24 protein-coding genes are annotated in these 24,523 nt (G+C 56.1%); 11 read left to right on the top strand and 13 right to left on the bottom strand.

Translation table 11 applies throughout. From position 1 onward, the window contains the following. Positions 1 to 2 precede the first annotated feature (2 nt). The 4 genes from CPH65_RS14440 (at position 3) to CPH65_RS14425 (ending at position 4,486) form a co-directional block, all read left to right on the top strand. Positions 3 to 1,355 (top strand): FAD-binding oxidoreductase, encoded by a 1,353-nt coding sequence (locus CPH65_RS14440; protein WP_244574413.1) that lies wholly within the window; start codon positions 3 to 5, stop codon positions 1,353 to 1,355. A gap of 115 nt (positions 1,356 to 1,470) precedes the next feature. After that, a complete protein-coding gene (locus CPH65_RS14435; protein WP_096174320.1) occupies positions 1,471 to 1,953 on the top strand; it encodes an EamA family transporter in 483 nt (160 codons plus the stop codon). Continuing rightward, a complete protein-coding gene (locus CPH65_RS14430) occupies positions 1,953 to 2,975 on the top strand; it encodes an NAD(P)-dependent oxidoreductase (RefSeq protein WP_096174317.1) in 1,023 nt (340 codons plus the stop codon). The genes CPH65_RS14435 and CPH65_RS14430 overlap by 1 nt, the downstream gene beginning before the upstream one ends. A gap of 155 nt (positions 2,976 to 3,130) precedes the next feature. After that, positions 3,131 to 4,486 (top strand): aspartate aminotransferase family protein, encoded by a 1,356-nt coding sequence (locus CPH65_RS14425; RefSeq protein WP_244574649.1) that lies wholly within the window; start codon positions 3,131 to 3,133, stop codon positions 4,484 to 4,486. 99 nt (positions 4,487 to 4,585) lie between these two features. Here CPH65_RS14425 and CPH65_RS14420 read toward each other — a convergent pair whose 3' ends face one another. Beyond that, positions 4,586 to 6,232 carry a hypothetical protein gene (locus CPH65_RS14420; RefSeq protein WP_096174312.1) on the bottom strand — a complete coding sequence of 549 codons (1,647 nt, stop codon included), beginning with the start codon at positions 6,230 to 6,232 and terminating at the stop codon, positions 4,586 to 4,588. A 240-nt stretch (positions 6,233 to 6,472) separates the two neighbouring features. Further along, positions 6,473 to 7,102, bottom strand: coding sequence for an NAD(P)-dependent oxidoreductase (locus tag CPH65_RS14415; RefSeq protein WP_096174309.1), 630 nt, complete (start codon positions 7,100 to 7,102; stop codon positions 6,473 to 6,475). Between the two features lie 84 nt (positions 7,103 to 7,186). Here CPH65_RS14415 and CPH65_RS14410 point away from each other — a divergent pair, with 84 nt between their 5' ends. Continuing rightward, positions 7,187 to 7,780, top strand: coding sequence for a TetR/AcrR family transcriptional regulator (locus CPH65_RS14410; protein WP_096174306.1), 594 nt, complete (start codon positions 7,187 to 7,189; stop codon positions 7,778 to 7,780). Between the two features lie 34 nt (positions 7,781 to 7,814). On the opposite strand, the gene CPH65_RS14405 is transcribed toward CPH65_RS14410, so the two are convergent. Then, positions 7,815 to 8,045 carry an RND transporter gene (locus CPH65_RS14405; RefSeq protein ID WP_096176420.1) on the bottom strand — a complete coding sequence of 77 codons (231 nt, stop codon included), beginning with the start codon at positions 8,043 to 8,045 and terminating at the stop codon, positions 7,815 to 7,817. 298 nt (positions 8,046 to 8,343) lie between these two features. Between CPH65_RS14405 and CPH65_RS14400 the strand changes: the two genes are divergently transcribed. Further along, positions 8,344 to 9,144, top strand: a complete 801-nt coding sequence (locus tag CPH65_RS14400; RefSeq protein WP_096174303.1) for a tellurite resistance TerB family protein — start codon at positions 8,344 to 8,346, stop codon at positions 9,142 to 9,144. A gap of 4 nt (positions 9,145 to 9,148) precedes the next feature. On the opposite strand, the gene CPH65_RS14395 is transcribed toward CPH65_RS14400, so the two are convergent. Continuing rightward, positions 9,149 to 9,643, bottom strand: a complete 495-nt coding sequence (locus CPH65_RS14395; RefSeq protein ID WP_096174300.1) for a GNAT family N-acetyltransferase — start codon at positions 9,641 to 9,643, stop codon at positions 9,149 to 9,151. Positions 9,644 to 9,655: 12 nt separating this feature from the next. Further along, complete coding sequence (locus tag CPH65_RS14390) at positions 9,656 to 10,333, bottom strand: helix-turn-helix domain-containing protein (protein ID WP_197703851.1); 678 nt, start codon at positions 10,331 to 10,333, stop codon at positions 9,656 to 9,658. A 204-nt stretch (positions 10,334 to 10,537) separates the two neighbouring features. On the opposite strand from CPH65_RS14390, the gene gcvP reads away from it, so the two are divergent. From gcvP to CPH65_RS14375, 3 genes are all read left to right on the top strand, one after another. Then, positions 10,538 to 13,405 (top strand): aminomethyl-transferring glycine dehydrogenase, encoded by a 2,868-nt coding sequence (gene gcvP, locus CPH65_RS14385; protein WP_096174298.1) that lies wholly within the window; start codon positions 10,538 to 10,540, stop codon positions 13,403 to 13,405. Positions 13,406 to 13,448: 43 nt separating this feature from the next. Further along, on the top strand, positions 13,449 to 14,864 hold the full coding sequence (locus tag CPH65_RS14380; RefSeq protein WP_096174295.1) for an L-serine ammonia-lyase: 1,416 nt from the start codon (positions 13,449 to 13,451) through the stop codon (positions 14,862 to 14,864). A gap of 497 nt (positions 14,865 to 15,361) precedes the next feature. Next, positions 15,362 to 15,631, top strand: coding sequence for a hypothetical protein (locus tag CPH65_RS14375; RefSeq protein WP_096174293.1), 270 nt, complete (start codon positions 15,362 to 15,364; stop codon positions 15,629 to 15,631). Positions 15,632 to 15,656: 25 nt separating this feature from the next. Here CPH65_RS14375 and CPH65_RS14370 read toward each other — a convergent pair whose 3' ends face one another. The 7 genes from CPH65_RS14370 to CPH65_RS14340 all read right to left on the bottom strand — a co-directional run bounded on the left by CPH65_RS14370 (position 15,657) and on the right by CPH65_RS14340 (position 22,533). Continuing rightward, positions 15,657 to 16,358, bottom strand: coding sequence for a GntR family transcriptional regulator (locus CPH65_RS14370; protein ID WP_157747705.1), 702 nt, complete (start codon positions 16,356 to 16,358; stop codon positions 15,657 to 15,659). Between the two features lie 302 nt (positions 16,359 to 16,660). After that, entirely contained in the window at positions 16,661 to 17,881 is a 1,221-nt protein-coding gene (gene nqrF / locus CPH65_RS14365) for an NADH:ubiquinone reductase (Na(+)-transporting) subunit F (RefSeq protein ID WP_096174288.1), read from the bottom strand. 12 nt (positions 17,882 to 17,893) lie between these two features. Further along, entirely contained in the window at positions 17,894 to 18,502 is a 609-nt protein-coding gene (gene nqrE, locus CPH65_RS14360; protein WP_096174286.1) for an NADH:ubiquinone reductase (Na(+)-transporting) subunit E, read from the bottom strand. 2 nt (positions 18,503 to 18,504) lie between these two features. Continuing rightward, on the bottom strand, positions 18,505 to 19,164 hold the full coding sequence (locus tag CPH65_RS14355; protein WP_096174283.1) for an NADH:ubiquinone reductase (Na(+)-transporting) subunit D: 660 nt from the start codon (positions 19,162 to 19,164) through the stop codon (positions 18,505 to 18,507). Then, positions 19,164 to 19,979: a Na(+)-translocating NADH-quinone reductase subunit C gene (locus CPH65_RS14350; protein WP_096174281.1), complete on the bottom strand. Its 816-nt coding sequence runs from the start codon at positions 19,977 to 19,979 to the stop codon at positions 19,164 to 19,166. The genes CPH65_RS14355 and CPH65_RS14350 overlap by 1 nt, the downstream gene beginning before the upstream one ends. Beyond that, positions 19,972 to 21,180 carry an NADH:ubiquinone reductase (Na(+)-transporting) subunit B gene (locus CPH65_RS14345; protein ID WP_096174279.1) on the bottom strand — a complete coding sequence of 403 codons (1,209 nt, stop codon included), beginning with the start codon at positions 21,178 to 21,180 and terminating at the stop codon, positions 19,972 to 19,974. Before CPH65_RS14345 ends, CPH65_RS14350 begins: the two co-directional genes overlap by 8 nt. A gap of 3 nt (positions 21,181 to 21,183) precedes the next feature. Further along, positions 21,184 to 22,533 (bottom strand): Na(+)-translocating NADH-quinone reductase subunit A, encoded by a 1,350-nt coding sequence (locus CPH65_RS14340; protein WP_096174276.1) that lies wholly within the window; start codon positions 22,531 to 22,533, stop codon positions 21,184 to 21,186. A 321-nt stretch (positions 22,534 to 22,854) separates the two neighbouring features. Between CPH65_RS14340 and CPH65_RS14335 the strand changes: the two genes are divergently transcribed. Then, positions 22,855 to 23,886 carry an FAD:protein FMN transferase gene (locus tag CPH65_RS14335; protein ID WP_096174274.1) on the top strand — a complete coding sequence of 344 codons (1,032 nt, stop codon included), beginning with the start codon at positions 22,855 to 22,857 and terminating at the stop codon, positions 23,884 to 23,886. A gap of 42 nt (positions 23,887 to 23,928) precedes the next feature. Continuing rightward, entirely contained in the window at positions 23,929 to 24,198 is a 270-nt protein-coding gene (gene nqrM / locus CPH65_RS14330) for a (Na+)-NQR maturation NqrM (protein WP_096174272.1), read from the top strand. A 134-nt stretch (positions 24,199 to 24,332) separates the two neighbouring features. Here nqrM and CPH65_RS23955 read toward each other — a convergent pair whose 3' ends face one another. Continuing rightward, positions 24,333 to 24,521, bottom strand: a complete 189-nt coding sequence (locus CPH65_RS23955) for a hypothetical protein (RefSeq protein WP_157747704.1) — start codon at positions 24,519 to 24,521, stop codon at positions 24,333 to 24,335. Between the last annotated feature and the right edge of the window lie 2 nt (positions 24,522 to 24,523).

Below are 24,523 nucleotides of genomic sequence, written 5' to 3'. Positions count from 1 at the left end.
CCATGGCAATGAAAGAAACCAATAGCTGGGGACGGATCGACACGAGGGCACGCGAAATCATCGCGTTTGATGCCTCGGTTCAGCGCGACGGATTGCTTTCCCAGTCTCAAAGCTACCTGCCGTATGGCAATGGCCGCTCCTACGGTGACAGTTGTCTGAATGACGTCGGCACCCTGTTGGATGGCCGGCACCACAATCGCGTCCTGTCACTTGATCTGAATGCAGGTATCCTGCGGGCGGAAAGCGGCATCCTGCTGATCGAGCTTCTTGATGCGCTCAAGGATAGCGGCTGGTTCATACCTGTTGTTCCAGGCACGAAATTCGTCACGCTGGGCGGTATGGTCGCCAACGATATTCACGGCAAGAACCATGGTCATCGCGGCACCATCGGCTGCCACGTGCGTCAATTCTCACTTTTGCGATCGGATCGCGAACGGCTCGTGTGCGCTGCTGATCAGAACAGCGATCTATATGCTGCGACCATCGGGGGCATGGGCCTGACCGGCTTCATCGAGTGGATCGAGTTGTCTTTGATCCCCGTTGCTTCACACAAGGTGCTGGAGACCAAACTTCCGTTCGACAGCCTTGAAGAAGGCCTTGATCTGCTTGCTCAGGAGGATCCCGAGCATGAATATTCCGTTGCCTGGATCGACTCGCTTGCCACCGGTGATCGTCTGGGACGCGGCATCCTGATGCTCGGGGATCACATCGAGAGCCCCACCCCGCCCAAATATGGCAAGCCGCTTCTTTCCGTTCCCTTCACACCACCGATCCCTCTGGTGGCGGGACCGGCACTGTCGGCTTTCAACAAGCTCTATTATTGGCGCAACGCCAGTCAACAGGCGCCCCATGTAGCAAGACCGGACAGCTTTTTCTTCCCCCTTGATGCGGTGGGTGGATGGAACCGGCTTTATGGCCCGGGCGGTTTGCATCAGCATCAATGCTCCCTCCCGCTTGAAGGCGGTGAAGCGGCCCTGCGGCGGATGCTCGAAGCCAGCCACGATGCCAATCACGGTTCGTTTTTAACGGTGCTCAAACGGTTCGGATCGGTACGGTCGCCGGGGCTTCTGTCCTTTCCGATGGAAGGCTTCACCCTGACGCTCGACTTCCCCAATCGGGAACCGGCGACCCATGCCCTGCTCGACAGGCTCGACAGGATCACCCTTGAGGTGGGAGGCCGGGTTAATCCTTACAAAGACAGCCGCATGCAACCCGAAACCTTCCGATCTGGCTTCAGTCAATGGCGCGCGCTTGAGCGATTGCGCGATCCGGCGATGATGAGCGATTTCTGGCGTCGGGTGAGCCATCAGACTGAAGAATTCAGATCGGAAATAAAGGCCGAGAAAGCATCTTAACCATCTCTTGAACCGGCAGGTTTCCGTCGCGTCTTCAAGAGCGTAAGTAATTTCTTGTAGCACCGCAAAGTAAGAGCCCTGAAGAGTTATTCGTTAAAGGAAGATAAGACCCAACATGACTTATTTGCCATTCATTCTTTTCACCGTCCTGACCAATGCGGCGGCACAGATGATGCTCAAGCAGGGCATGTTGACTCTGGGGCCAATCGCTCCGGCTGACGGGATATCGGTGCTGGGCGTCATCACCATGGTGCTCAAGATCGTTTTTCATCCATGGGTGTTTGCTGGTCTGGTAACGTTCGTCATTTCCATGGCCTCTCATCTTTATGTCCTGAGCAAGGTTGAACTGTCCTTTGCTTATCCCTTCCTCTCTCTGGCCTATGTTGCGGTGGCTGTCGCGGCATGGTGGCTATTCAAGGAAGACCTCAACAACTGGCGGATCGCGGGCATCGCTTTCATTTGTGTCGGGACCTACCTGATCGCACAAGGCGGGTCGGCCGAGCACGAGCAGCCCGACGGAATTGCGCAACAAATCGAATTGCAGAAAGACCATGCCGAGTTGGTGGCCTCGCCGACCGGTGACAAGGAGTTGGTGTAATGAAGCACATTATTTTCGGCGGAGATGGCTTTGTGGGTCATGTTCTCGCGGCCAAGCTGATTGCAGAAGGCGAGACAGTGATCGTCTGCGATATCAAGAACAGCAACTATCCGCATTATAATCACGAGCTTTGCACATGGATCGAGCTGGATGTCACCAAACGGGAGGCTTTTGAGCCGCTCGACATGCAGCCTGAGGATGCCGTTTACAATCTGTCCGCCAAAATGCTGTCGCCCATCGTGACCCGCGCCGAACGGCACGAGTTTTTCTGGCCGGTCAATTATCATGGCACGGCCCATATTCTCGAAGCCATGGAGAAGGCCGGGGCCCGCAATCTGGTGCATTTCACCACTGACATGATATATGGGCACACCAAGACCGTGCCGATGTATGAAGATCATCCGGTGTCGCCCCTTGGTGAATATGGTGAAAGCAAGTGGGAGACCGAGAAGCTTGCCAGCGTCTGGCGCGCAGAAAAGAGCTTCAATATCTCGCTTTTCCGCCCGCGCCTGATCATCGGCCCCGGTCGGCTGGGCATCCTGTCCAAGCTGTTCAAGCTGGTGGACTATAACCTGCCGGTTCCAATGATCGGATCGGGCAAGAATCCCTATCAATTCATCTCGGTCTTTGACTGCGCCGAAGCGGCGTATCTGGCTTGGAAGAAAGGCTTCCCGAACGAGGCCTACAATCTGGGTTCGTCCAATCCACCGAGCGTTCGCAAGCTCTTGAAGCGGCTGATCGACGATGCGAACAGTTACTCCATCCTGGTACCAACGCCGGGCTGGGCGGTGAAACGCACACTCGATTTTCTGGACATGATCAACCAGCCGATCATGGATCCGGAGCAATATCTGATTGCAGACGAGGAATGCCTGCTCGATTGCTCCAAAGCCGAACGGGATCTTGGCTGGAAAGCCCGCTATTCCGATGACGACATGCTGGTTGCGGCCTATCGCGAATATCGCCACGGCCTCGATGAGAAAGCCGGTAAATTGACCGCCTCTCCCGAAGCCGCTGAATAACCATTTCAACAAGGACTGACTTCATGCTCCTCAAGCTCCGCAAACGGAACAAAGCAACCAAGCAAGCCAGCCAACCGATTGTTATCGATCCGGGTGAGGAAGTGAAAACACCCGTGCCTCATCCCGCGCTGATCAGCGTCGAGGACGCCAAGGCGATGGATATCGACCGGATCGCCGAGCTTTTCAAGGCCCATCTCAATCCCGGCCAGTTTCATTTCATGAAGCTTTTAGGCTTTCACAAGGTGAAAATCGAGAGCGCCAAAGGGCTCCACTACCGGGACCAGAACGGGCGCGACATTCTCGATTTCTTCGGCGGTTTTGGCACACTGGCCATCGGTCACAACCATCCCCGTGTCATCGAAGCACGGCGCAAGTTCGGCGAAGAGGACCGGCACGAGGTCGCCATGGCCTTCCTGTCACAATATGCCTCGGCTCTTGCGAACAACTTGGCCGCCATTGCACCGGGTGACCTCGACATGGTCTTCCTTGGCACCACCGGGTCGGAGGTGATGGAAGCTGCGATCAAGGTTGCCGAGAAATATCAGGGCCCGGACCGCTGTAAGGTGCTCTATGCGGAGAACAGTTTCCACGGCAAATCCAAGGGCGTTCTTTCGATCACCGACAGCGAGCTCTATCAGTCCGATTTCAAGCTGGTAGAGAATGTGACCAAGGTGCCTTTTGGCGATCTCGATGCCATTCGTGTGGCGCTCGACAATGATCCCGCCATCGGCATTGTCTGTCTTGAGACCATTCAGGGCGGTGGCGGCATCATCGAAGCTCCCGCCTCTTTCTGGCAGGGCCTGCGCAAGCTGTGTGATGAACGCGGCGTCTTGTGGGTGGCTGATGAGGTTCAGTCCGGCACGGGCCGTACCGGCCGCTTCTTTGCCTTTGAGCATTATGGCGTGGTGCCCGATGTGACCGCTCTAGCAAAGGCACTGGGCGGCGGCAAGACCGCCATGGCGGCCATGATTGCGCGCCGCGAGATCTACATGGGTGCCTACGGCAAGCCAGCCACGGCGCTTATCCATGGTCCGGCAACTTTCGGCGGCATTGGTGAGGCTTGCATCACCGCCATCGAGACGCTGAATGTGATCTATGAGGAAAACCTCCTGGAGAATGCTCAGGAGGTTGGCAACTACATGAAAGAGGAGCTCAAGCGCCTTCAGGCAAAGCATCCGAGCCTTATCAAGGATGTGCGCGGGCGCGGCTTCATGCTTGGGCTTGAGTTTCAGGATTTCTCGCAAACGATGCCGATGGCCGTGCGTCCGATGCTCGGCATGCTGGATGACAAGCTCAAGGGATCACTCTCGGGCTTTATCGGCTCGGCGCTTCTGCGCGATCATGATGTGCTGGTCGCCTTCACCGAATACAACCGCAATGTCGTGCGCTTGCAGCCACCGCTGATCACCACGAAGGAACATGTCGATCAGTTCATCACTGCCTTCGACAAGGTCCTGTCCGGCGGTGTGGTCAAGATCGTCACCGACTTTGTGAAAAGTCAGGCGGGCTAAGTCTTCCGAAGGCACAGTCAAGAGAATAGAAAAGGCCCGCTTGCAGCGGGCCTTTTTCGTTTCAGACTTGGCATCATGGCCGGCCCTGAGCCAAATTGGTCAGGGCTGCTTGCGCGCGTAGAAGCTCCAGCATTGGGTCAGCGGATAGCCGTCAAATTCGGCTTCGAGCACATTGGCAAACATCTTGTCGAACTCCTCGTTGTGGAGATCGCAATGGCCAACGAAAACACCGTCTACGGTCTTGAGGTAGTCGTGTGCCTGCTCATCATTAAAGCGCGGAACGGTTCGGTCGGCATCCATGGTCAACATGGTGCCCTTGGCTGGCATCAAACCCAGCATCATTCCGAACGGATCCGAGAAATAGAGCGAGGCATAGTGATTGGCGAGTTTGCGATAGCCCCGTTCCTCAAACAGGCGGGCAGCTTCAATCGTATCCATATGAAGAGCCAACTGGGCAGCCGGGGCGTTTGACGTGGGATCGAGGGTGATGAAGAAGCGATTGTTCTGTACTTCTCGCGTCAGCTCAAGCTTGTCCCTGAAGATCTCGCTAAAGAACCGGGCCCCCTCATAGGTCGTGAACGGGACGCGCGTGCCCTTGACCATGGGTTCAAGCGGCTGCACGGGAGCCGGTTTGTTTTCGCGCACATAGGCTCTTATCGAACGCTTGACGGCCATGTCAGCAACCGGGAAGACAAGCGCCGCCAGAAGGGCCATGTTGACCAGACGATACTCGCGCCAAGCGGCGGGATGAAAGAAGATCGCGGCAGCCGGGATCAGGCCCAGACTTCCCGTGTTCTGGCTTTCTGCCCCCCACACGGCAACGGTAATGAGGACGGCATCGACAATGAAAGCTTCGCGCTGCCATACCGTGCGCGTAAAATCAACAAGGCACAACCTACTAAGCTCGCTGCTGGACACCGCCTTGTAGAGTGCAGAAAGCACAAGAAGCCCCAGCAGAAACAGCACAAGCCAGTTGTTGAAACCATAGTAGAAAAGCTTGTAAAGGCCTCCACCTTCGTTGAGCGCAATCATCGTTCCGATGTCATGGAGATAGCCCGAAACCATACCTGTCGAGACATCGAGCAGAAGCAATACCGCAACCAAGAGGCAGAGCGCTTCAATCGCGATGCGCAGGCTCGCTCGGCCAAGGATCACCGCACAGATAAGCATCCCCAGACCGACCATGCCAGCGGTGATCTTGATAAAGGCCATCAACAACAACAGGTACGCCAACAGCACCCCGTCTATCCGCCCCTTCGGCAACACAAGCCAGAGGCTGAGGAGGAACAGAAGCCCCGAGGCAAATCGGTTGTAGGAGGCAAAATAGCTGATTTCTGACAGGTAGGTATCATCCAGCGTCATCGGCAGGAGGATCATCACTGCAAGCAGGGCAAAGGCGCCAGCAAAGGCCAGCCCCGAGCGAAGCCGCAACGACAGGACGGCCATCGGGGGCAGCATGAACAGCCAGGTTATGGCATGGTAGGTGACATAATCATGGCCGGCTGGCCAGAGGATTTGCCCCCAACGCATGAAATAGAGCAACAAAGGGCCGATTGGAGAGGCGAAATCGACCCCCGGCAATTGCCCGACAGAAACCCGATAGGCCCCATCGAGCAGTGTAAATAGGTCATGAAACGCGCGACCATATGGAAGGGTGGTCATCATTGAGGCGATCAGCGAAATGACAAGTGCAGATGCCACGATGGTGCCCAGCCGCGTGACCACGACCATTTTGTTGCCAGACATAAAAGCTCCCCGAAAAGTCTGGTGACGAACGCTCTGTTCCGACACATCCTGCCCCACTTTTAAAGGTGTTTTATTGACATTTTCTTGTCTTTGAACGCCTGAAGGCCTTGCAAAATGTCGCATCTGTATAAAATCCCGATCACTCGCACAGCTCCTCTCGCTCACCTTCTGACCAAACCGGGGATCAGAGCGACAGCTTCTGATCCCCGATGGTTACTCTGGCCTTGTCCGCTATCTGTTTCACGAAGATATGGCCGTCGCGGCCTTGAGATGCGACCGTGTGATAAGCTGACCAAGCATGAAGTGCGCCACATCCTTGAAACTGATCTTGAATTTCATGCCCTTTTCAACCTTGTCGAAATCGATCCTGTAGCTGTCGGTGCGTGGACCGTCGAACAAGTTGGACGGGCGCACCAAGGTCCAGTCGAGACCGCTTGCCCTGACCAGTTTCTCCTGCTCTTCGTGGTCGGCATAGACATGGTTGAGCACCAGCGGCATGATGACCCAGCGATAGAAGCGCGGCAGCTTTGCATAACTCTCCCCTGCCCCATAGCCGGACAGGCAGACAAGGCGGCGGGGTCCATGCTGCTGCATGGCGGCAATGATGTTGGCGGTGCCTCGGGTGCGCAATCGATCCTTGTTGCGCAGCGGTTTGCCCAACGCCACAAACACCGCGTCATGATCCTTGATTGCGGCTGCAACGTCGGCTGGATTGAGCACATCTCCCAGATGATGACGAAGTTTGGGATCTTCACCCAGATCGCCGCTCTGCTTGCGGACGAATGCTGTTACGTCGTGACCCTCACTCAGGGCCTGTGCCGTGAGCTGTCGTCCAACTTTGCCGGTCGCTCCAAAAATGATGACTTTCATGGGTCTCTCTCCTGTTCCCAGAGTTTTTAATATCTTGACACTGTGTAAAGTTGACACCGTGTCAAATACTGTTAACTTGACACCATGTCAAGAACCGAAAGTGATACCAGAGAAAAAATTCTGAAGGCCTGTCTCGCCCTGCTCGAAGAAGGAGCAGGCAGCGGCATCCGCATGTCCGACATCGCAAAGCGAGCGGGCGTCTCCCGCCAAGCGCTGTATCTGCATTTTCAAAATCGGGCAGATCTCATCATCGCGGCGACTCTTTTGCAGGACGATGCACAAGGGGTAGAGCAGCGGCTTGAGGCCAGTAGGCAGGCGACGACCGGGCGCGAGCGCCTTGTCAGCTTTGTCAGGGCCTGGTGCTCCTTTATTCCGCACATGTATCCGGTCGCGCGCACCATTCTTCATCTGGCTGAACATGATGCCGAAGTGGAGCGGGCGTGGCGCAAGCGAATGGAGGATATGAGAGAGGGATGCGAGGCAGCAATTCGGGCGCTGGAACGCGATGGCACGCTCAGCGACGCCTATGACGCAGAGACGGCAACGGATCTGCTTTGGGCAATGATCTCGGTTCGCACATGGGAATTGCTAAGCCGTGAACGACAGTGGGCAGACGAGAAAATTGTACATCATCTTGAGACGGCAGCGACAAAACTATTCTGCAAAGCGGAACAATAATCGGGTTAAACCGTTATAGGGTTACACGTTTCTTCTAGGATTCGTGTTTGCTGGTCGTTGCGATACGCGCGAGCTTGGCCAGCAACAAGACCCACGGGAGACCATGAAACAAAAGATCGAAGACATCAATGGGCCGGGTCAGGGTGCCGGAAGCGAGCATCTTGAGTTTTTCCCATATGTGCGGCTCCGGCACGAATGGCGCGAGGCCAAGGGTCAGCGCAGCAACGATCAATGTGCTCAGCGGGATGCGATCAATAAGGGTCAACAAAGCCAAATCCCCAAACAGTCTCTCGGGTTCACGCGCAAAGAGCGTGCAATTCAATGTCACTCCATAGCGATATTTCATAACTTTCGCAACTATCACTTTCTGACCCTTCGCTCTGCCCCCCGAAGACCCCTACCACTAAAAGCGGAAAAAGAATTTTTGGACTCCGGCCCGATACGCCCTATATTTCTGTGAAACACTTTGTGAACTCTCAACCTGTTCGAGAGCAAAACGCACATCCTGCACACGACGTGGGGACTGCAAGAAGAACAACCAAATGAGGAGACTCTGAAACCGAATGTTTGATGCATCGAAACTGATCAATGAAATTCTTGGCGCAACCGGTGGAGCGGGCCAATCAACCGCAAGCAATCAAACAAATTCGGGAGATCTTTTACAGCAAGGACGAAATTACCTGAGCAACAACGCAGGCGGCATCGGTGGTGGTGCTGTTGCTGGCGGTCTCGCCGGCTATATGATGGGGTCCAAAAAGGGTCGCAAAATGGCCAAGAAGGCGGCGACCTACGGTGGTTTGGCGCTCGTTGCGGGTCTCGCCTACAAGGCCTATTCGGACTATCAGGGCAAGAAGGCAGGCGTACCTGTGGTTGATGGCCAGGTCGGGCGAGGTGAAAACACTATTCCCGCCAGCATGCACCAGACACTCGGTTCGCAAGCCAAACTCAAACATGTGCCTATCGTGCCCACAGGGTCGGGCTTTGAAGTCAACGAAATGACTGATCGGGCAACCGGCGTTGGGGCAACACTTGTCAGCGCGATGATCGCGGCGGCCAAAGCGGATGGGCAGATCGACACCGCAGAGCACAAGGCCATTTTCGATAAGATCGAAGAGATGCAACTGTCCTCGGAGGAAAAACTGTTCCTGTTCGATCAGCTTAATAAGCCGCTCGACATCGACAATATCGTGGCACACACGCGCACCCGGGAACAGGCCATTGAGGTCTACATGGCCTCCCTGATGGCCATCGAGCCGGACACGCCGTCCGAACAGGCCTATCTGGCGATGCTGGCAGCGCGTCTCGATCTCGAACCGGATCTTATCAGCCAGATTCATCAGACACTGATAGAAGCCGAAGAATAGCCTTTCAACCGAAGCGAAACTCCATGAAGGTAAGGTCCAACCAGCGCCCGAATTTGGTGCCGACCTCATGGAGCGTTCCGGCCTCAACGAAGCCTAGCTTTCGGTGCAACGCGATTGAGCCGGCATTCTCGGCTTCAATTCCAGCGATCATGACATGGATGCCGCTCGCGCCCGCCTCTTTAAGCAGGGCGTCCATGAGCTGACGTCCGATCCCTTGGCCGCGATGGTCTTTTTCAACATAGACCGAATGCTCCACCGTGTGGCGGTAGCCGTCAAAGGCCCGCCATGGGCCATAGCTGGCATAGCCCGCAATGTCTCCAGCCTCATCAACGGCCACTAGGACAGGAAAGCCCCCTTGCTGACGCCCGGTGATCCAGTTGGCGCGGTTGTCCGACGTCACCGTCGCTTCGTTCCATATGGCCGTGGTGTGCTCGACCGCATGATTGTAGATGGCGGCGATGGCCGCTGCATCGCCTGGCTCGGCGTTTCTGATGATCATCCGCAACGTCTCTTATCGTTCTAGACTGACCCAGAGGACGACGGCGTCCTCCTTGCTTGTTGTCACGCAGCAATGCCCCATGGAGCTGTCATAGTAAATGCTGTCTCCGGTCTTCATGGCAAGGGGGCGGTAGTGCTCGGTGTGCAAAACAAGCTCGCCGGAAAGGACATACATGAATTCCTCGCCGCGATGGCGGATCCAGTCGCCAAAATCCGAAATGTCACGTGCCTTGATGGTGCTGACATAGGGCACCATGGATTTGCTGATCAGCTCATTGCACAATAGCTCATGGGAATAGGTCGCGGTAATCTTCGGCTCCCCCTGCCCTTTTCGGGTCAGGTCGCGGCGGCCGGACAGATCGCTCTTGCCGGATTGCAGAAACAGGTTGGGGGTTTCAAGCTCCAGCGCCTTGGTGAGACGGCGCACGATATCGAAGCCCGGCTTTGTCTGGCCATTTTCGATTTTTGACAGGGTCGATCGCCCGATGCCTGCTTGCCTGCCCGTTTCCTCAAGCGTCCAGCCCTTCTTCTTGCGCGCTTCACGCACCATCTGGCCGATTTCCTCAAGGCCGGGTGCCTCTTGCGAGGAAAGGGACAATGGTCCTGGGGAAACACCAATTGCTTCCGTCACGCTGACGCCATCATCGATTCGCAGCTTGCCGTCCTCGTCTTGTGTCACAATGCCGCTCATCTTTCGGATCTCCTTGGCGCTCCTTCCAAATGGCGGTGGAGCATTCGCAATTTTGGGCCTCAAGTCAGGTATCTCATATAACACATTATTGCCCAAGAGGGAAATTTCCCCTATAAGAAACACAACTGCACTTGCAACATTGTCCCTCGCCACTCAGACTACCCCGCAACGGCGAGCCGCTCAAAAAGACAGAGGACAGAGCCCATGGCATTCCAACTGACCGACTACGAAGCCTATGATTTTGCCAACCGGCGCCACATCGGCCCGAGCCCGTCGGAAATGGCAGAGATGCTGAAGGTCGTCGGGTTCGAAACGCTGGATGCGCTCATCGATGCCACCGTTCCTCCTTCGATCCGTCAAAAAGAGCCGCTGGAATGGGGCGGTGCACTGACGGAAAAAGACACCCTGCACCACATGCGGCAGGTCGCCTCCAAGAACAAGCTTCTCACCTCGCTGATTGGTCAGGGCTATTATGGCACCACCACGCCGCCGGTGATCCTGAGAAACATCCTTGAAAATCCGGCTTGGTATACGGCCTACACTCCCTACCAGCCCGAAATCAGTCAGGGTCGGCTTGAAGCCTTGCTCAATTTCCAGACCATGGTGTCGGACTTGACCGGTCTGGAGGTCGCCAACGCCTCACTCCTAGACGAAGCAACGGCAGCCGCCGAAGCCATGACCATGGCCAAACGCGCCTCCAAGACCAAGGCCAATGTCTTCTTTGTCGACGAGAATTGCCATCCGCAGAATATCGCCGTGATCGAGACACGGGCAGAGCCACTTGGCATCGAGGTCAAGATCGGCGCACCGGAAGATCTCGACCCCAGCGAAGTATTCGGGGCCATCTTCCAGTATCCCGGCACCCATGGTCATGTGCGCGATTTCTCAGACCTCATCGCGAGCCTGCATGAGAATAAGGCCCTTGGCATCGTCATCGCCGACCCGCTGTCTCTGGCGCTGCTCAAGGCACCGGGCGAGATGGGCGCGGACATCGCCGTCGGCTCCACCCAGCGCTTTGGCGTGCCGCTCGGCTATGGCGGACCACATGCCGCCTATATGGCTTGTCGCGACGCCTACAAGCGCTCCATGCCGGGCCGCATCATTGGCGTGACCATCGACAGTCAGGGCCGCAAGGCCTATCGCCTCGCGCTTCAGACCCGCGAGCAGCATATCCGCCGCGAAAAAGCCAATTCCAACGTCTGCACCGCACAGGCCCTGCTGGCCGTCATTGCCTCGATGTATGCGGTCTACCACGGACCGGACGGCATCAAGGCCATCGCGCAATATGTTCACCGCCGCACCGTCCGCCTCGCAGATGGCCTTGAGAAACTAGGCTTCAAGGTCGAACCGGATGTCTTCTTTGACACCATCACGGTCGAAGTGGGCGCGCTTCAAGGCGTCATCATGAACGCCGCGGTTGCCAACGGCATCAACCTGCGCAAGGTGGGGTCCAGCAAGATCGGCATCAGCCTTGATGAACAGACACGGCCGGAAGTCGTGGAAGCGGTCTGGAAGAGTTTTGGCGGCGATCTTGACTATGGTGCGGACGAATATGCCCGCGAGGAAGACATCGCCTATCGCTTGCCACAGGCCAACCTGCGCGAAAGCGATTATCTCACCCACCCGATTTTTCATCTCAACCGCGCCGAGGCCGAGATCACCCGCTACATGCGCCGCCTCGCCGACCGCGATCTCGCGCTTGACCGGGCGATGATCCCGCTCGGTTCCTGCACGATGAAGCTCAATGCGACCATCGAGATGATCCCGGTGACATGGCCCGAATTTGCCAACCTGCACCCCTTCGTGCCCGACGATCAGGCGCTTGGCTACAAGGAGATGATTGACGATCTCAATCACAAGCTCTGCCTTGTCACCGGTTATGACGCCATCTCTCAGCAGCCCAACTCCGGCGCGCAAGGGGAATATGCGGGCCTCATCACCATCCGCAACTATCAGCAGGCTCAGGGTCAGGGCCACCGCAACATTTGCCTCATTCCGACCTCGGCCCATGGCACCAACCCTGCCTCGGCCCATTTGGCCGGCTGGAAGGTGGTGCCAGTCAAGTCGGCAGACAATGGCGACATCGATCTTGAGGATTTCCGGGCCAAGGCGGAGCAATATTCCGATCAACTCGCCGCCTGCATGATCACCTATCCCTCCACCCACGGGGTGTTCGAGGAGACGGTGCAGGAGGTTTGTGCCATCACCCACGAGCATGGTGGGCAGGTCTATATCGATGGTGCCAACATGAACGCCATGGTGGGGCTGTCCCGGCCCGGTGACATCGGCGGCGACGTCAGCCATCTCAACTTGCACAAGACCTTCTGCATCCCCCATGGCGGTGGCGGACCGGGCATGGGGCCAATTGGCGTCAAATCCCATCTTGCTCCTTATCTTCCCGGCCATCCGGAACGGGACGCGACCATCGGACCGGTTTCGGCGGCGCCCTTCGGCTCTCCTTCGATCCTGCCGGTGAGCTGGGCCTATTGCCTGTTGATGGGTGGCGCTGGCCTCACCCAATCCACCAAGGTGGCGATCCTCAATGCCAACTACATCGCCGAAAGCCTCAAGGATGCCTTTGACATCCTCTACACCTCCAAGACGGGCCGTGTAGCGCATGAGTGCATTCTCGACACCCGCCCCCTCGATGAGGCCTGCCATGTGACCGTGGATGACATCGCCAAGCGCCTGATGGACAATGGCTTCCACGCGCCGACCATGAGCTGGCCGGTGGCGGGCACCCTGATGGTCGAGCCGACCGAGTCCGAACCCAAGGCCGAGCTTGATCGTTTCATCGCCTCGATGCTCGACATTCGTCGCGAAGCGCAGGACATTGAAGACGGCAAGATTGACAAGGACAACAACCCGCTGAAAAATGCGCCTCATACGGTGCGCGATCTGGTTGGCGAATGGGACCGTCCCTACAGCCGCAAGCAGGGATGTTTCCCGGCGGGCGCTTTCGAGGTGGACAAATATTGGCCGCCAGTCAACCGCGTCGACAATGCCTATGGCGACCGCAATCTCATCTGCACCTGCCCACCGGTGGATGCCTACGAAGAGGCAGCTGAATAGGCCGTCCAATCTGAACTCTACGACCCCGATCTGAGGCATACCCATGTTCCTTTCCGTCTTTGACATCTTCAAGATCGGGGTTGGCCCCTCCTCGTCCCACACGATGGGGCCGATGAATGCGGCGGCGCGGTTCATGGATGACCTGCGCGGCGGTGTCTTCATGGGCGTCAGCGCTGAGCAGGTGCGACGTGTCTCCTGCTCGCTGCATGGCTCGCTGGCCTTCACCGGCAAGGGGCACGCGACGGACCGGGCCGTGATCCTCGGGCTGATCGGCATCACGCCAGACAAGCTCGATCCGGACGAAGCCGAAGGGCTGGAAGCGCGCATCCGCGAAGAAAAACACATTGAGCCGGATGGCTTTGAGCGCCTGCGCTTCAACCCTGACGAGGATCTCGTCTTTGACTATGGCCCGCCCCTGTCCGGCCATGCCAACGGCATGAAGATCTTTGCTTATGGCGAGGGCAACCAGCAGCTCGCCAGCGCCACCTATTATTCCATCGGCGGTGGCTTCATCGTCACCGCCAGCGAGCTGGATGAACAGATCAGCCATGACCCCATGGATCTACACAAGGAGCAGAAGGCGGCGGGTTATCCCTATCCCTTCGGTTCTGCAGCAGAGATGCTCGACATGGGACAGCGCTCCGGGCTCAGCATCGCGGCGATGAAGCAGGCAAACGAGGAAGTGGAGCTCGACCGGGAGGCTTTGCTGACAGGCCTTGATCGCCTGTGGCACACGATGCGGGCAGTGATCGATAGAGGGCTTGAGAAGGATGGCGAATTGCCGGGAGGCCTCTATGTCAAACGCCGCGCAAAAGCCATCCGCGAGCGGCTGATTGCCGATCGGGGCAACAATCAGCCTATGCCGCATCAGGTCAATGACTGGCTGAGCCTCTATGCCATGGCGGTGAATGAGGAAAATGCTGCGGGTGGGCGCGTTGTCACCGCGCCGACCAACGGCGCGGCTGGCGTCATACCGTCCGTACTGCGCTATTACCGCGATCAATGCCCCGGTTCGAGCGATGAAGGCATCCGCACCTTTTTGCTGACGGCGGCAGCCATTGGCGGGCTGATCAAGCACAACGCCTCCATTTCGGGCGCAGAAGCAGGTTGTCAGGCCGAAGTTGGCTCTGCGGCGGCAATGGCTGCTGGCGGTCTCTGTGCGGCCCTTGGCGGCAGCAACGAGCAGATCGAGAATGCAGCTGAAATCGCGCTGGAGCATCATCTGGGCATGACTTGCGATCCGGTGAAGGGGCTGGTTCAGGTGCCTTGCATTGAGCGCAACGGCCTTGGGGCCATCAAGGCGGTGTCAGCGGCGTCCCTCTCCCTTCATGGCGATGGCACCCACTTCATGCCGCTCGACAATTGCATCGAGACCATGTGGCAGACCGGCCAGGATATGGGCGAGAAATACAAAGAGACGTCGCTCGGCGGGCTTGCGGTCAATCTCCCCGAGTGTTGAGCTACGAAATTAGCCCGCCTCGCTTCTTTTCTGGCGATAGGCTTTGCGCCGCTGGATCCAACGGCGGCCTATCTTGTGGCGGGCTTGCCGTGAACCTGCCCGAGTGTTGAGCTACGAAATTAGCCCGCCTCGCTTCTTTTCTGGCGATAGGCTTTGCGCCGCTGGATCCAACGGCGGCCTATCTTGTGGCGGGCTTGCGGTCAATCTCCCCGAATGCTGAGCTTCGGAATAAGCCCGCCGCGCTTCTTTTCTGGCGATAGGCTTTGCACCGTTGCGACCAACGGCGGCCTATCTTGTGGCGGGCTTGCCGTGAACCTGCCCGAATGCTGAGGCCATACCCTCCTCGCCACGCCTTTGCATGCACGCCTTTGGATTTTGCACCGCAGCGTTGTTAACCTCAGTTTATTTTGCAGTGCAAAATTAGTTTGCCTGCTAAATTTATAGATGCACACCCGCTCACAATCCGCTATTTACCTATACATAAGTAGGAGAAACAAATGGTTGGATACGACAGACGCGCGGAATGCAGCAAGGCAGCCCGCGCCATTGCATTGGAAGCTGAAGCCATTCCATATTGCGACTGCACAGATCACTATTCTGCGGCGCACCCCAATCTCGACAATACCCTGCTGGCCTACAGCATCGGAGCAGACCGTGTCCGGACCGGTGCCGTTCCCTTTGGTTGGGACGAACTGATGCCAGCCATCGAGCATGTGATCGACGACGCGTGGAGCGCAGACCGGCATCCCCTCGCCATGAGCGCCTAAGATCGAAACGCCGCAGGGCTATTCCTCACCCTTGCGAAATCATTTCATAATCGCTGCGGTAGATCCTGCGGAAAAAGCAGACCGTCTTGGACGACCACGATCCATGATAGCTTCTAAAGAGCACAGGGTCACCAGTTGCGATATCCAGACACTTTGCGACATGCTTGTGCGCGGCCTGTGCTTTCAGGTAGAGCGTCGTGTCAAGAAACGGCATTTCCCGCAGCACCCAGTTGAAGGGGTCCTGCTTGATGAAATCCATATCAACAACTTCCGGATAGTCCGTCGCATTCAGCCAGGCTTCCTGAAACTGGAATGGTTGGTCATCCGCAAAGTGCAGGCTTTGCAGATACAGCATCTCTATGTCTTTTGGCAGATCGACTAGATCGCAGAGCCACTCGGGCGCCAGTCCAAAGCTTCGTCTTAGCTGCTGATAGCGATAATCGGTGCCTTTCGCCTCAATTTCCCGCATAGCACAAACAATATTGACGCGCACACTTCGCTGCGGCAGGGAATTTACCCGGCTGCCTGCCTTGCGCCGACGGTCAATGATGCCATCCTCAGCGAGCTGTGCCAGTGCCCGGTTGACCGTCGCTCTGGCACAGCCGAATTCCTCCGCAAGCTGGATTTCGGTTGGCAGCAGCGACCCCGGAGGCCATTGCTTCTGTTTGATCCGTTCTAAAATGAGCTCTTTGATCGCCAGATACTTTACCGCTGTTTGCGATTCCACATGCAACCTCCCCCGGTTCAGTGCCTGAGCACAACCGATTGTAATGGATGATCTCAGCTATTGAAGTGACTATTTGTGTCTCACGCACCGACCACTTGAACGCTAAACAGGGTGAGACAAAGCAGGCTCTTGCAACCGAAGGTTAAGTCATTCGCCATGGGGTTACAACAGAAAGGAGTAGTATTAGAGAGATTGCATAAACAAAGTCTCCAAATGGTTGACTTGCCTCTGCCCAGAAGAGACATAGAAAAAGGGCCGGGTAGATCCCGGCCCTTTTTCAGAATGTTCAAGGATTGCGCGACTTAGCCGCCGAAATCATCAAGCATGATGTCTTCGCGATCAACGCCCAGATCGAGCAACATGTTGATCACGGACTGGTTCATGATCGGAGGACCGCACATGTAATATTCGCAGTCTTCCGGTGCCTCATGGTTCTTCAGATATTGTTCGTATAGAACATTGTGAATGAACCCGGTGTGGCCATCCCAATCATCCTCTGGCAATGCGTCAGACAGTGCGACATGCCAGGTGAAGTTCGGGTTTTCTGCCGCCAGCTGATCGAAGTCTTCGACGAAGAACATCTCACGCTTGGAACGGGCACCATACCAGAAGGTGATCTTGCGATCGGTGTGTATCCGCTTGAGCTGATCGAAGATGTGCGAACGCATCGGAGCCATACCGGCACCACCGCCAATAAAGACCATTTCCCTTTTGGTGTCGCGGGCGAAGAATTCGCCGAACGGACCGGAAATGGTGACCTTGTCACCCGGTTTGAGGTTGAAGATGTAGGACGACATCTTGCCCGGAGGTACGCTCGGCATGCCCGGGGGCGGGCTTGCGACACGTACGTTGAGCATGATCAGGCCTTTTTCTTCTGGATAGTTGGCCATCGAATAGGCGCGCTCAATCGGCTCATCAACCTTGGAGACATATTGCCAGAGATTGAACTTGTCCCAATCCTCGCGATATTCCTCCTCGACGTCGAAGTCCTTGTAGTTGACCACGTGCGCAGGTGCCTCGATCTGGATGTAACCACCGGCGCGGAAGTCAACATTCTCGCCTTCCGGCAATTCCAGAACCAGGTTCTTGATGAAGGTGGCAACGTTCTCGTTCGAGCGAACGGTGCATTCCCACTTCTTGACCCCGAAGACCTCTTCGGGAACTTCGATCTTCATGTCCTGCTTGACGGCCACCTGACAAGACAGGCGATCGCCTTCGCGGGCTTCACGCTTGGTGATGTGGGTTTCCTCGGTTGGCAGGATGGACCCGCCGCCTTCGAGAACCTTGCACCGGCACTGGGCGCAAGTACCACCACCACCGCACGCGGAGGGAACGAAGATCTTTTGTCCAGCCAGCACACCGAGAAGCTTACCGCCTGAAGGAACGGTAATCGTACGCTCCCCGTTGATGGTGATGTTCACGTTGCCGCTTGAGACAAGGCGACTACGCGCAAACAGGATCAGGAACACCAGCGCCAATACGATAATCGTAAAGAACGTGATGCCTAGGGCGAACTCTTGCATCTTTTGTCTCCCTTACAGCTTCACGCCGGAGAAAGCCATGAAGCCCATGGCCATCAACCCTGCGGTGATGAATGTGATACCCAGCCCCTGAAGGCCATCAGGAATATCGGAGTATTTCAGCTTTTCGCGTACGCCAGCCATTGCTGTGATCGCAAGAGCCCAACCGATACCGGATGACAGACCGTAGACCGTGCTTTCGGCAAAATCGTAACTGCGTTCCACCATGAAGAGCGAGCCACCAAGGATGGCACAGTTGACCGTGATGAGCGGCAGAAAGATGCCAAGCGCGTTGTACAGCGCCGGGAAAAAGCGATCGAGGATCATTTCTAGGATCTGAACCATGGCCGCGATCACACCGATATAGGAGATCAAGCCGAGGAAGCGCAGATCTACATTTTCGAGACCGAGCCACGACAGGGCTCCTTCGTCGAGAAGATAGGTCAGGATCAAGTTGTTGGCTGGAACCGTGATGAGCTGTACGACGGTCACAGAAATGCCAAGTCCTAATGCAGTTTCAATCTTCTTGGATACGGCCAGAAATGTGCACATACCCAGAAAGAAAGCCAGTGCAAGGTTCTCAATGAAGATCGCCTTGACTGCGAGAGAAATGAGACCTTCCATTCTTAGTGGCCCCCTTCTTGTTCTATGATCTTGAAGTCACGTGCTTCAACCTGTGCCGGCTTCCAGGTCCGGAACCCCCAGATGATGAAGCCAATGATGAAGAAGGCGCTTGGCGGCAACAAAAGCATGCCGTTCGGTACATACCAGCCACCGTTGTTCACGGTTTCCAGAATGGTGATGCCGAACAAGGAGCCCGCTCCGAAGAGTTCGCGGATGAAACCGACCAGCATCAGGATCAGCGAATAGCCAAGTCCGTTGCCAATCCCGTCAAGCAAACTCGCAATCGGCGGATTCTTCATGGCGAAGGCTTCTGCACGTCCCATCACGATGCAGTTGGTGATAATCAGGCCGACGAAAACCGAGAGGGTTTTCGAAATCTCGAAGGCATAAGCCTTGAGCATTTGGTCAACCAGGATCACCAACGATGCAATGATGACCATCTGCACGATGATGCGGATGTTGTTGGGTACATGGTTGCGGATGATCGAGATGAACAGGTTCGAGAACGCAGTCACCATTGTCACCGACAATGCCATCACGAACGCCACCTTAAGCGAGGACGTCACGGCAAGTGCTGAACAGATGCCCAGAACCTGCAAAGTGATGGGGTTGTTGTCGACCAGCGGGTCGATCAGCATTGTTTTTCTGCTTGGCTCAGACATCAGACCGTCCCTTCTTTGAGGTTTTCAAGGAAGCGCTTGAAGCCTTGTTCGCCCATCCAGAACTGGACAAGGTTATCAACGCCACGGCTTGTCAGGGTTGCACCTGCCAGACTGTCGATATGGTACTGGGCCATTTCGCCGGAAGGAGATCCCTTTGAGACAGTGATTTGAACATCGCCATCTTCGCCGTAAATTTTCTTGCCGGGCCACTGTGATTTCCAGCTGGGGTTATCAACTTCAGCACCCAGACCCGGAGTTTCCGCATGTTCATAGAACTGGAAACCGGCCACTTCATTGCCATCAGATTTCAAAGCAACAAAGCCGTAAAGCGTGGACCAAAGACCATAGCCATGGACGGGAAGAATGATCTTCTCGACCTCACCTGCGTCGTCACGAACCAGGTAGATGGCTGCCAGTTTGGCCTGACGGCCGATACCGGCAATGTCATTCTCCGGGGCAACAGATCTGGTCGGATCGCTTGCGGCCGCACGTTGGTCGTAGGTTGCCGGATCCGCAGCATCAGAGAAGGTGCCGGCTTCGATATCGACAAGGCGCGGTTCAACCCGCTCGCTGAAGGTCTTGTTGACGTCCATGCCGGACTGATAGAGGCCAGCCACTTCGAGAATATTGCGGCGCTTGTCGAGAACCTTGTTCTGTTCCTGAACCGGTCGCAGAGCAACGGCGGCTGCGGACACGATCATGGAGCAGAACAGACACAGGCCCACGGCGACGATGACCGTTTTGACGGGATTGTCGGCTGGCATTGCCAGAAAACGACCCCAGGGACCGAGTTTCTTTTCAGATGCCTCAGGCATTGCGAGCAGCCCTCCGCTTGATGTTGGCACGCACAACGACATAGTCGATGAGCGGCGCAAAAATGTTACCGAACAGGATTGCGAGCATCATGCCTTCCGGGAAAGCCGGGTTGATGACACGGATCATGATGACCATGAAGCCGATCAGGACCCCGTACCAGAAGCGGCCCGCATTGGTATGTGCGGCAGAAACAGGCTCAGTGACCATGAAGACCAGACCGAAGGCCCAACCACCCAGAACCATATGCCACCAGAAGGGCATTGCGAACATCGGGTTGGTATCGGAGCCAATCAGGTTCAGCAGCAGAGAGAAGCCTGCCGTGCCGGCCACGCAGCCCGCGATGAGGCGCCAGTTGGCGATTTTGGTGTACATCAGGAAGACGCAGCCAATGAGGCAGGCAAGCGCCGAAGTTTCACCAAGAGACCCCTGCATGATACCGATGAAGGCATCCCACCAGGTCAGATCAATGGAGCCGAGCGCCTGATGTCCCTGAAGTGCGGACACGCCAAGTGCTGTTGCCCCTGAAAAGCCGTCTACCGGCGTCCAGACGGAGTCGCCGGACATGGCTGCCGGGTAGGCAAAATAGAGGAACGCACGACCCACAAGCGCCGGGTTGAGAAAGTTCTTGCCGGTTCCGCCAAACACTTCCTTACCCAAGACAACGCCGAAGATGATGCCAAGGGCAACCATCCAGAGTGGAGACGAAGCAGGAAGGATCAGCGCATAGAGCATCGAGGTAACGAAGAAGCCTTCGTTGATCTCGTGACCACGCACGATGGAGAAAATCACTTCCACGATGCCGCCTGCTGTCAACGTCACGATATAGACGGGCAGGAAGTAGAGCAGCCCGTGCATGATGTTGGCGAACAGACTGTCAGGATTGAAGCCGACGCCGAGCGCGGACAGGATCCAGGCGCGCCAACCGGGCACATCCTCGATACCCAACTGCGACAGGGCCATGTTGGTCTGATAGCCGGTGTTATAAAGAGCCATCAGGACACAGGGGAATGTGGCAAGAACCACGTAGGACATGACACGCTTCAAGTCGATATCGTCGCGCGCATGTGGCGCGGCGCGTGTTACGAACTTGGGCGTATAGATGAAAGACTCCACCATCTCGTAAATGGCAAAGAATTTTTCCAGCTTGCCGCCTTTATGGAAATGCGGCTCGATGCTGTCGAAAAAACTGCGCAGACCCAAGGTTTAGCCCTCTTTTTCGATTTTTGTGAGATTGGCACGCAAGGCTTCACCATACTCATATTTCGAATGGCAGATGAAAGTGCACAGAGCGAGATCCTCTTCATCCAACTCCAGAGCGCCAAGCTTCTGGGACTGGTCGGTGTCCAGCGTGACCAGTGCCCGGAGCAACTGGGTCGGCAGGATGTCCAGAGGAATAACGCGCTCATAGGACCCGAACGGCACCATCGCACGACGTCCACCACGCTGGTTGGACGTGAATGCGAACTTCTTGTCGCCTCCGAAAAGAGAGGACAGATGCACGTTATTGAAGGACCAGTTGTTCGGCGACGCGTTCACCCAACCCAGAACACGCTGTTTCATGTCTTCTTCGATCAGGGTGATCTGAAGAGCAGAGCGCGACAGGAAGCCGAAGTGATCATGGGCATGCACGCCGGACAGAACCGAACCCGAGACAACGCGGCAGTCAATGCCGATTTCGGCTTCGCCTGCGGTGAGCTCATCGGTCGAAGCGCCGACCCGGGTCTTGATCAGACGCGAATTGGTCGCCAGCGGCCCAGCAAGCGCAATCGTGCGGTCCGTGTCGATCTTGCCGTTCTTGAACAGATTACCGATGGCGATCACGTCAGCATAGGAAATGGACCACACCATTTTCTCAGGCCCGACAGGATCAAGGTAGTGAATGTGCGTCCCGGCAAGACCGGCCGGATGCGGACCTTCGAAGGTTTCGAACACGGCGCTTTCGGTGGTCACACCCGGCATCTTGGCATCCGGAGCGTGACAGACATAGACATGGCCGTCGGTCAATCGGGAAATCACGTCAACGCCGGCGCCAAAGGCTTCGGCATTCTCTGCAATAATCACCTTGGGATCCGCAGCGAGCGGGTTGGTGTCCATTGCCGTGACAAAGATCGAGTGAGGAACGGTGTCCTGCTCAGGTACGTAGGAATAGGGCCGGGTCTTGAAGTAGGTCCACTGGCCGCTTTCGTAAAGGCGTTTCTGAACCGCCTCACGTGGCAATGCACTCAGTTGGTTGAGCGCATAGGCCTCATACGTGACTTCCTCTTCGGTGTCGTCGAGAGTGATCACGATGGTTTCGAGCACGCGGCGGGGCCCTCGGTTAATGGCGGTAATCGTACCACCACCGGGAGCGACATACATCACATCCTCAGAAGCCTTGTGCAAAAAGAGTGGTTGACCCTTCTTGACCTTATCCCCTTCTGCGACCAGCATCTTGGGTTTGAGGCCGATGAAGTCCCGACCATTCACAGCCACCTTGGTGATTTTTGGCCCTTCATGAATGGTCTGGACAGGAGCGCCGGCTATCGGCAAGTCCAATCCTTTTTTTAGCTTCATAGCATACCTTGACTAAATGTGTGTTCTTTTTGGCCGCGAGCGCTAGTCTTGCCCTGCGAAATAGCGTCCTCTTGCTAACTGTGGACGCAGGACAATTCAAGTCCAATTGCCGCGAGAAGGGTTGGTTTTGCAACGCGATGGGATATGGATAGAGAAAATGAAATAATTTTCCCTTTAAATCCGCTAATCCTTCTCATTGACGTTGGTGAAAATACCTTGACTTCGATCGAATAGGAAAGGCACAAAGCGATCGAATCCTGCCGAGATATCCTAAGGGATAGTGTTAAGAATTGCACTCCAGCCTTTTAAGGAAAAGACCTTATGCGCGCGCTCGTCGCCCTTGCCTTCCTTGCCGTTATCATGAGTCTTTCGGGTTGCGACCTGCTCAGCGAGCAAACCGATGAATATGTATTGCGCGGCAATACAATGGGCACGAGCTATACGATCAAGGCTTTACACGCCCGCGGAAAGGTGGATGAGGAAGCCCTGTATCACGATATCAAAAAGACACTGGATGAAGCAAATGACAAACTGAATAACTGGACCGATGACTCGGAAATATCGGCATTCAACGCAAGTTCTACGACTAATTGGCTAGAGATATCCCCACCCTTTTTGGAAGTCCTTAAAGAATCACAGCGAATTCATGATCAAAGCAACGGGCGATTCGATATCACTCTGTCGCCGTTGATCGATATGTGGGGATTTGGTCCTGGCGATCGCGACACGGCACCGAGCGAGGTGGAAATCCAGGCTGCTCTCAACAATGTGGGGCAGAGCGAACTCCTTGAGATCAGGGACAATCCCCCCGGCATTCGCAAGAAAAAAGCGCCCGTTTCGATCAACCTTGGCGCAATTGCAAAGGGATATAGCGCGGATTTGATCGCACGCACCCTTGAGAAACATGGCATTTCGAACTATCTGGTTGAGATAGGTGGAGACCTGATCGCGCATGGTAACAATGATTATGGCGTGCCGTGGCGGGTCGGCATCGAAAAACCGGACGAAAAGGGACGCTCTGTGCAACTGATCGTCTCGGTTCGCGACATGGGCATGGCCACGTCGGGGGACTATCGCAATTTCTATCTCGATGAAGATGGTCAGCGCATGTCCCACATCATCGACCCGGTGACAGGCCATCCCGCGCGGCACAATCTAGCGTCTGTCACGGTTCTTGCGCCATCGGGCATGCGAGCCGACGGACTGGCAACGGCCCTTCTGGTGCTGGGTGAGAAAGCCGGACGGGCGCTGGCCAACAAACTATCGATTCCCGCCTATTTCATCACGCGGGAAGCGGACGGATTTGCGACATCGAGCAGCGATGCATTCGATGCCCTGATGGCCGCAAATTAGGACACCCCGGCCCTTGAAGCCGGGTAACGAAGGAACAGTCCAATGGAAACCTTTCTGATCGCATTCTTCGCCTTTTTGGTGGTCATGTCCGGCATGGCCGTGGGCGTGATGTTCAAGCGCAAGCCAATCGCCGGCTCCTGCGGTGGCCTGAATGCCATTTCCGATGCCGATCACTGCCTGATTTGCGGCTCGGCTGTCGACAAGGACAGCCCGTTGAAAGATCGCCTCAATGGCGAATGCCCCCGCAAGAAAGCGATGCGCGAGAAGCTCGAACGCGAAGCGGCCATGGAAGGGTCGGCAGGCAAGGCCTGATCGTATCCCCCTCGCCTCGGCTTTTTGGAGCTATCTGGCAGATGGAGCGTCGCGGGCGTGCAGCTCGCGGCCATGACGCTTATACTTCGTTGCTAGTACTTCGTTGCTGTCGTGCCATTGTGATGGACACCCGATCACGGCAAGAAGGGGACAAAGGCCAGAACACCAAAGCAGGCTGCTGCGACCAGACCGCTCAGCCAGCAATTCCGCTTCCAATGCGCCCCTCCCAGCTTCCAGTTGTCTCTGAAAACCTTGCCTGCGATCACGAAGATCACGAGAACGGTCATCCCGACAAAGGGACTGGTTATGGCTATGTGAGACACGA

This window comes from Cohaesibacter sp. ES.047 (assembly GCF_900215505.1).
Taxonomy (GTDB): Bacteria; Pseudomonadota; Alphaproteobacteria; order Rhizobiales; family Cohaesibacteraceae; genus Cohaesibacter.
This window is presented reverse-complemented; position numbering and strand designations above follow the sequence as displayed.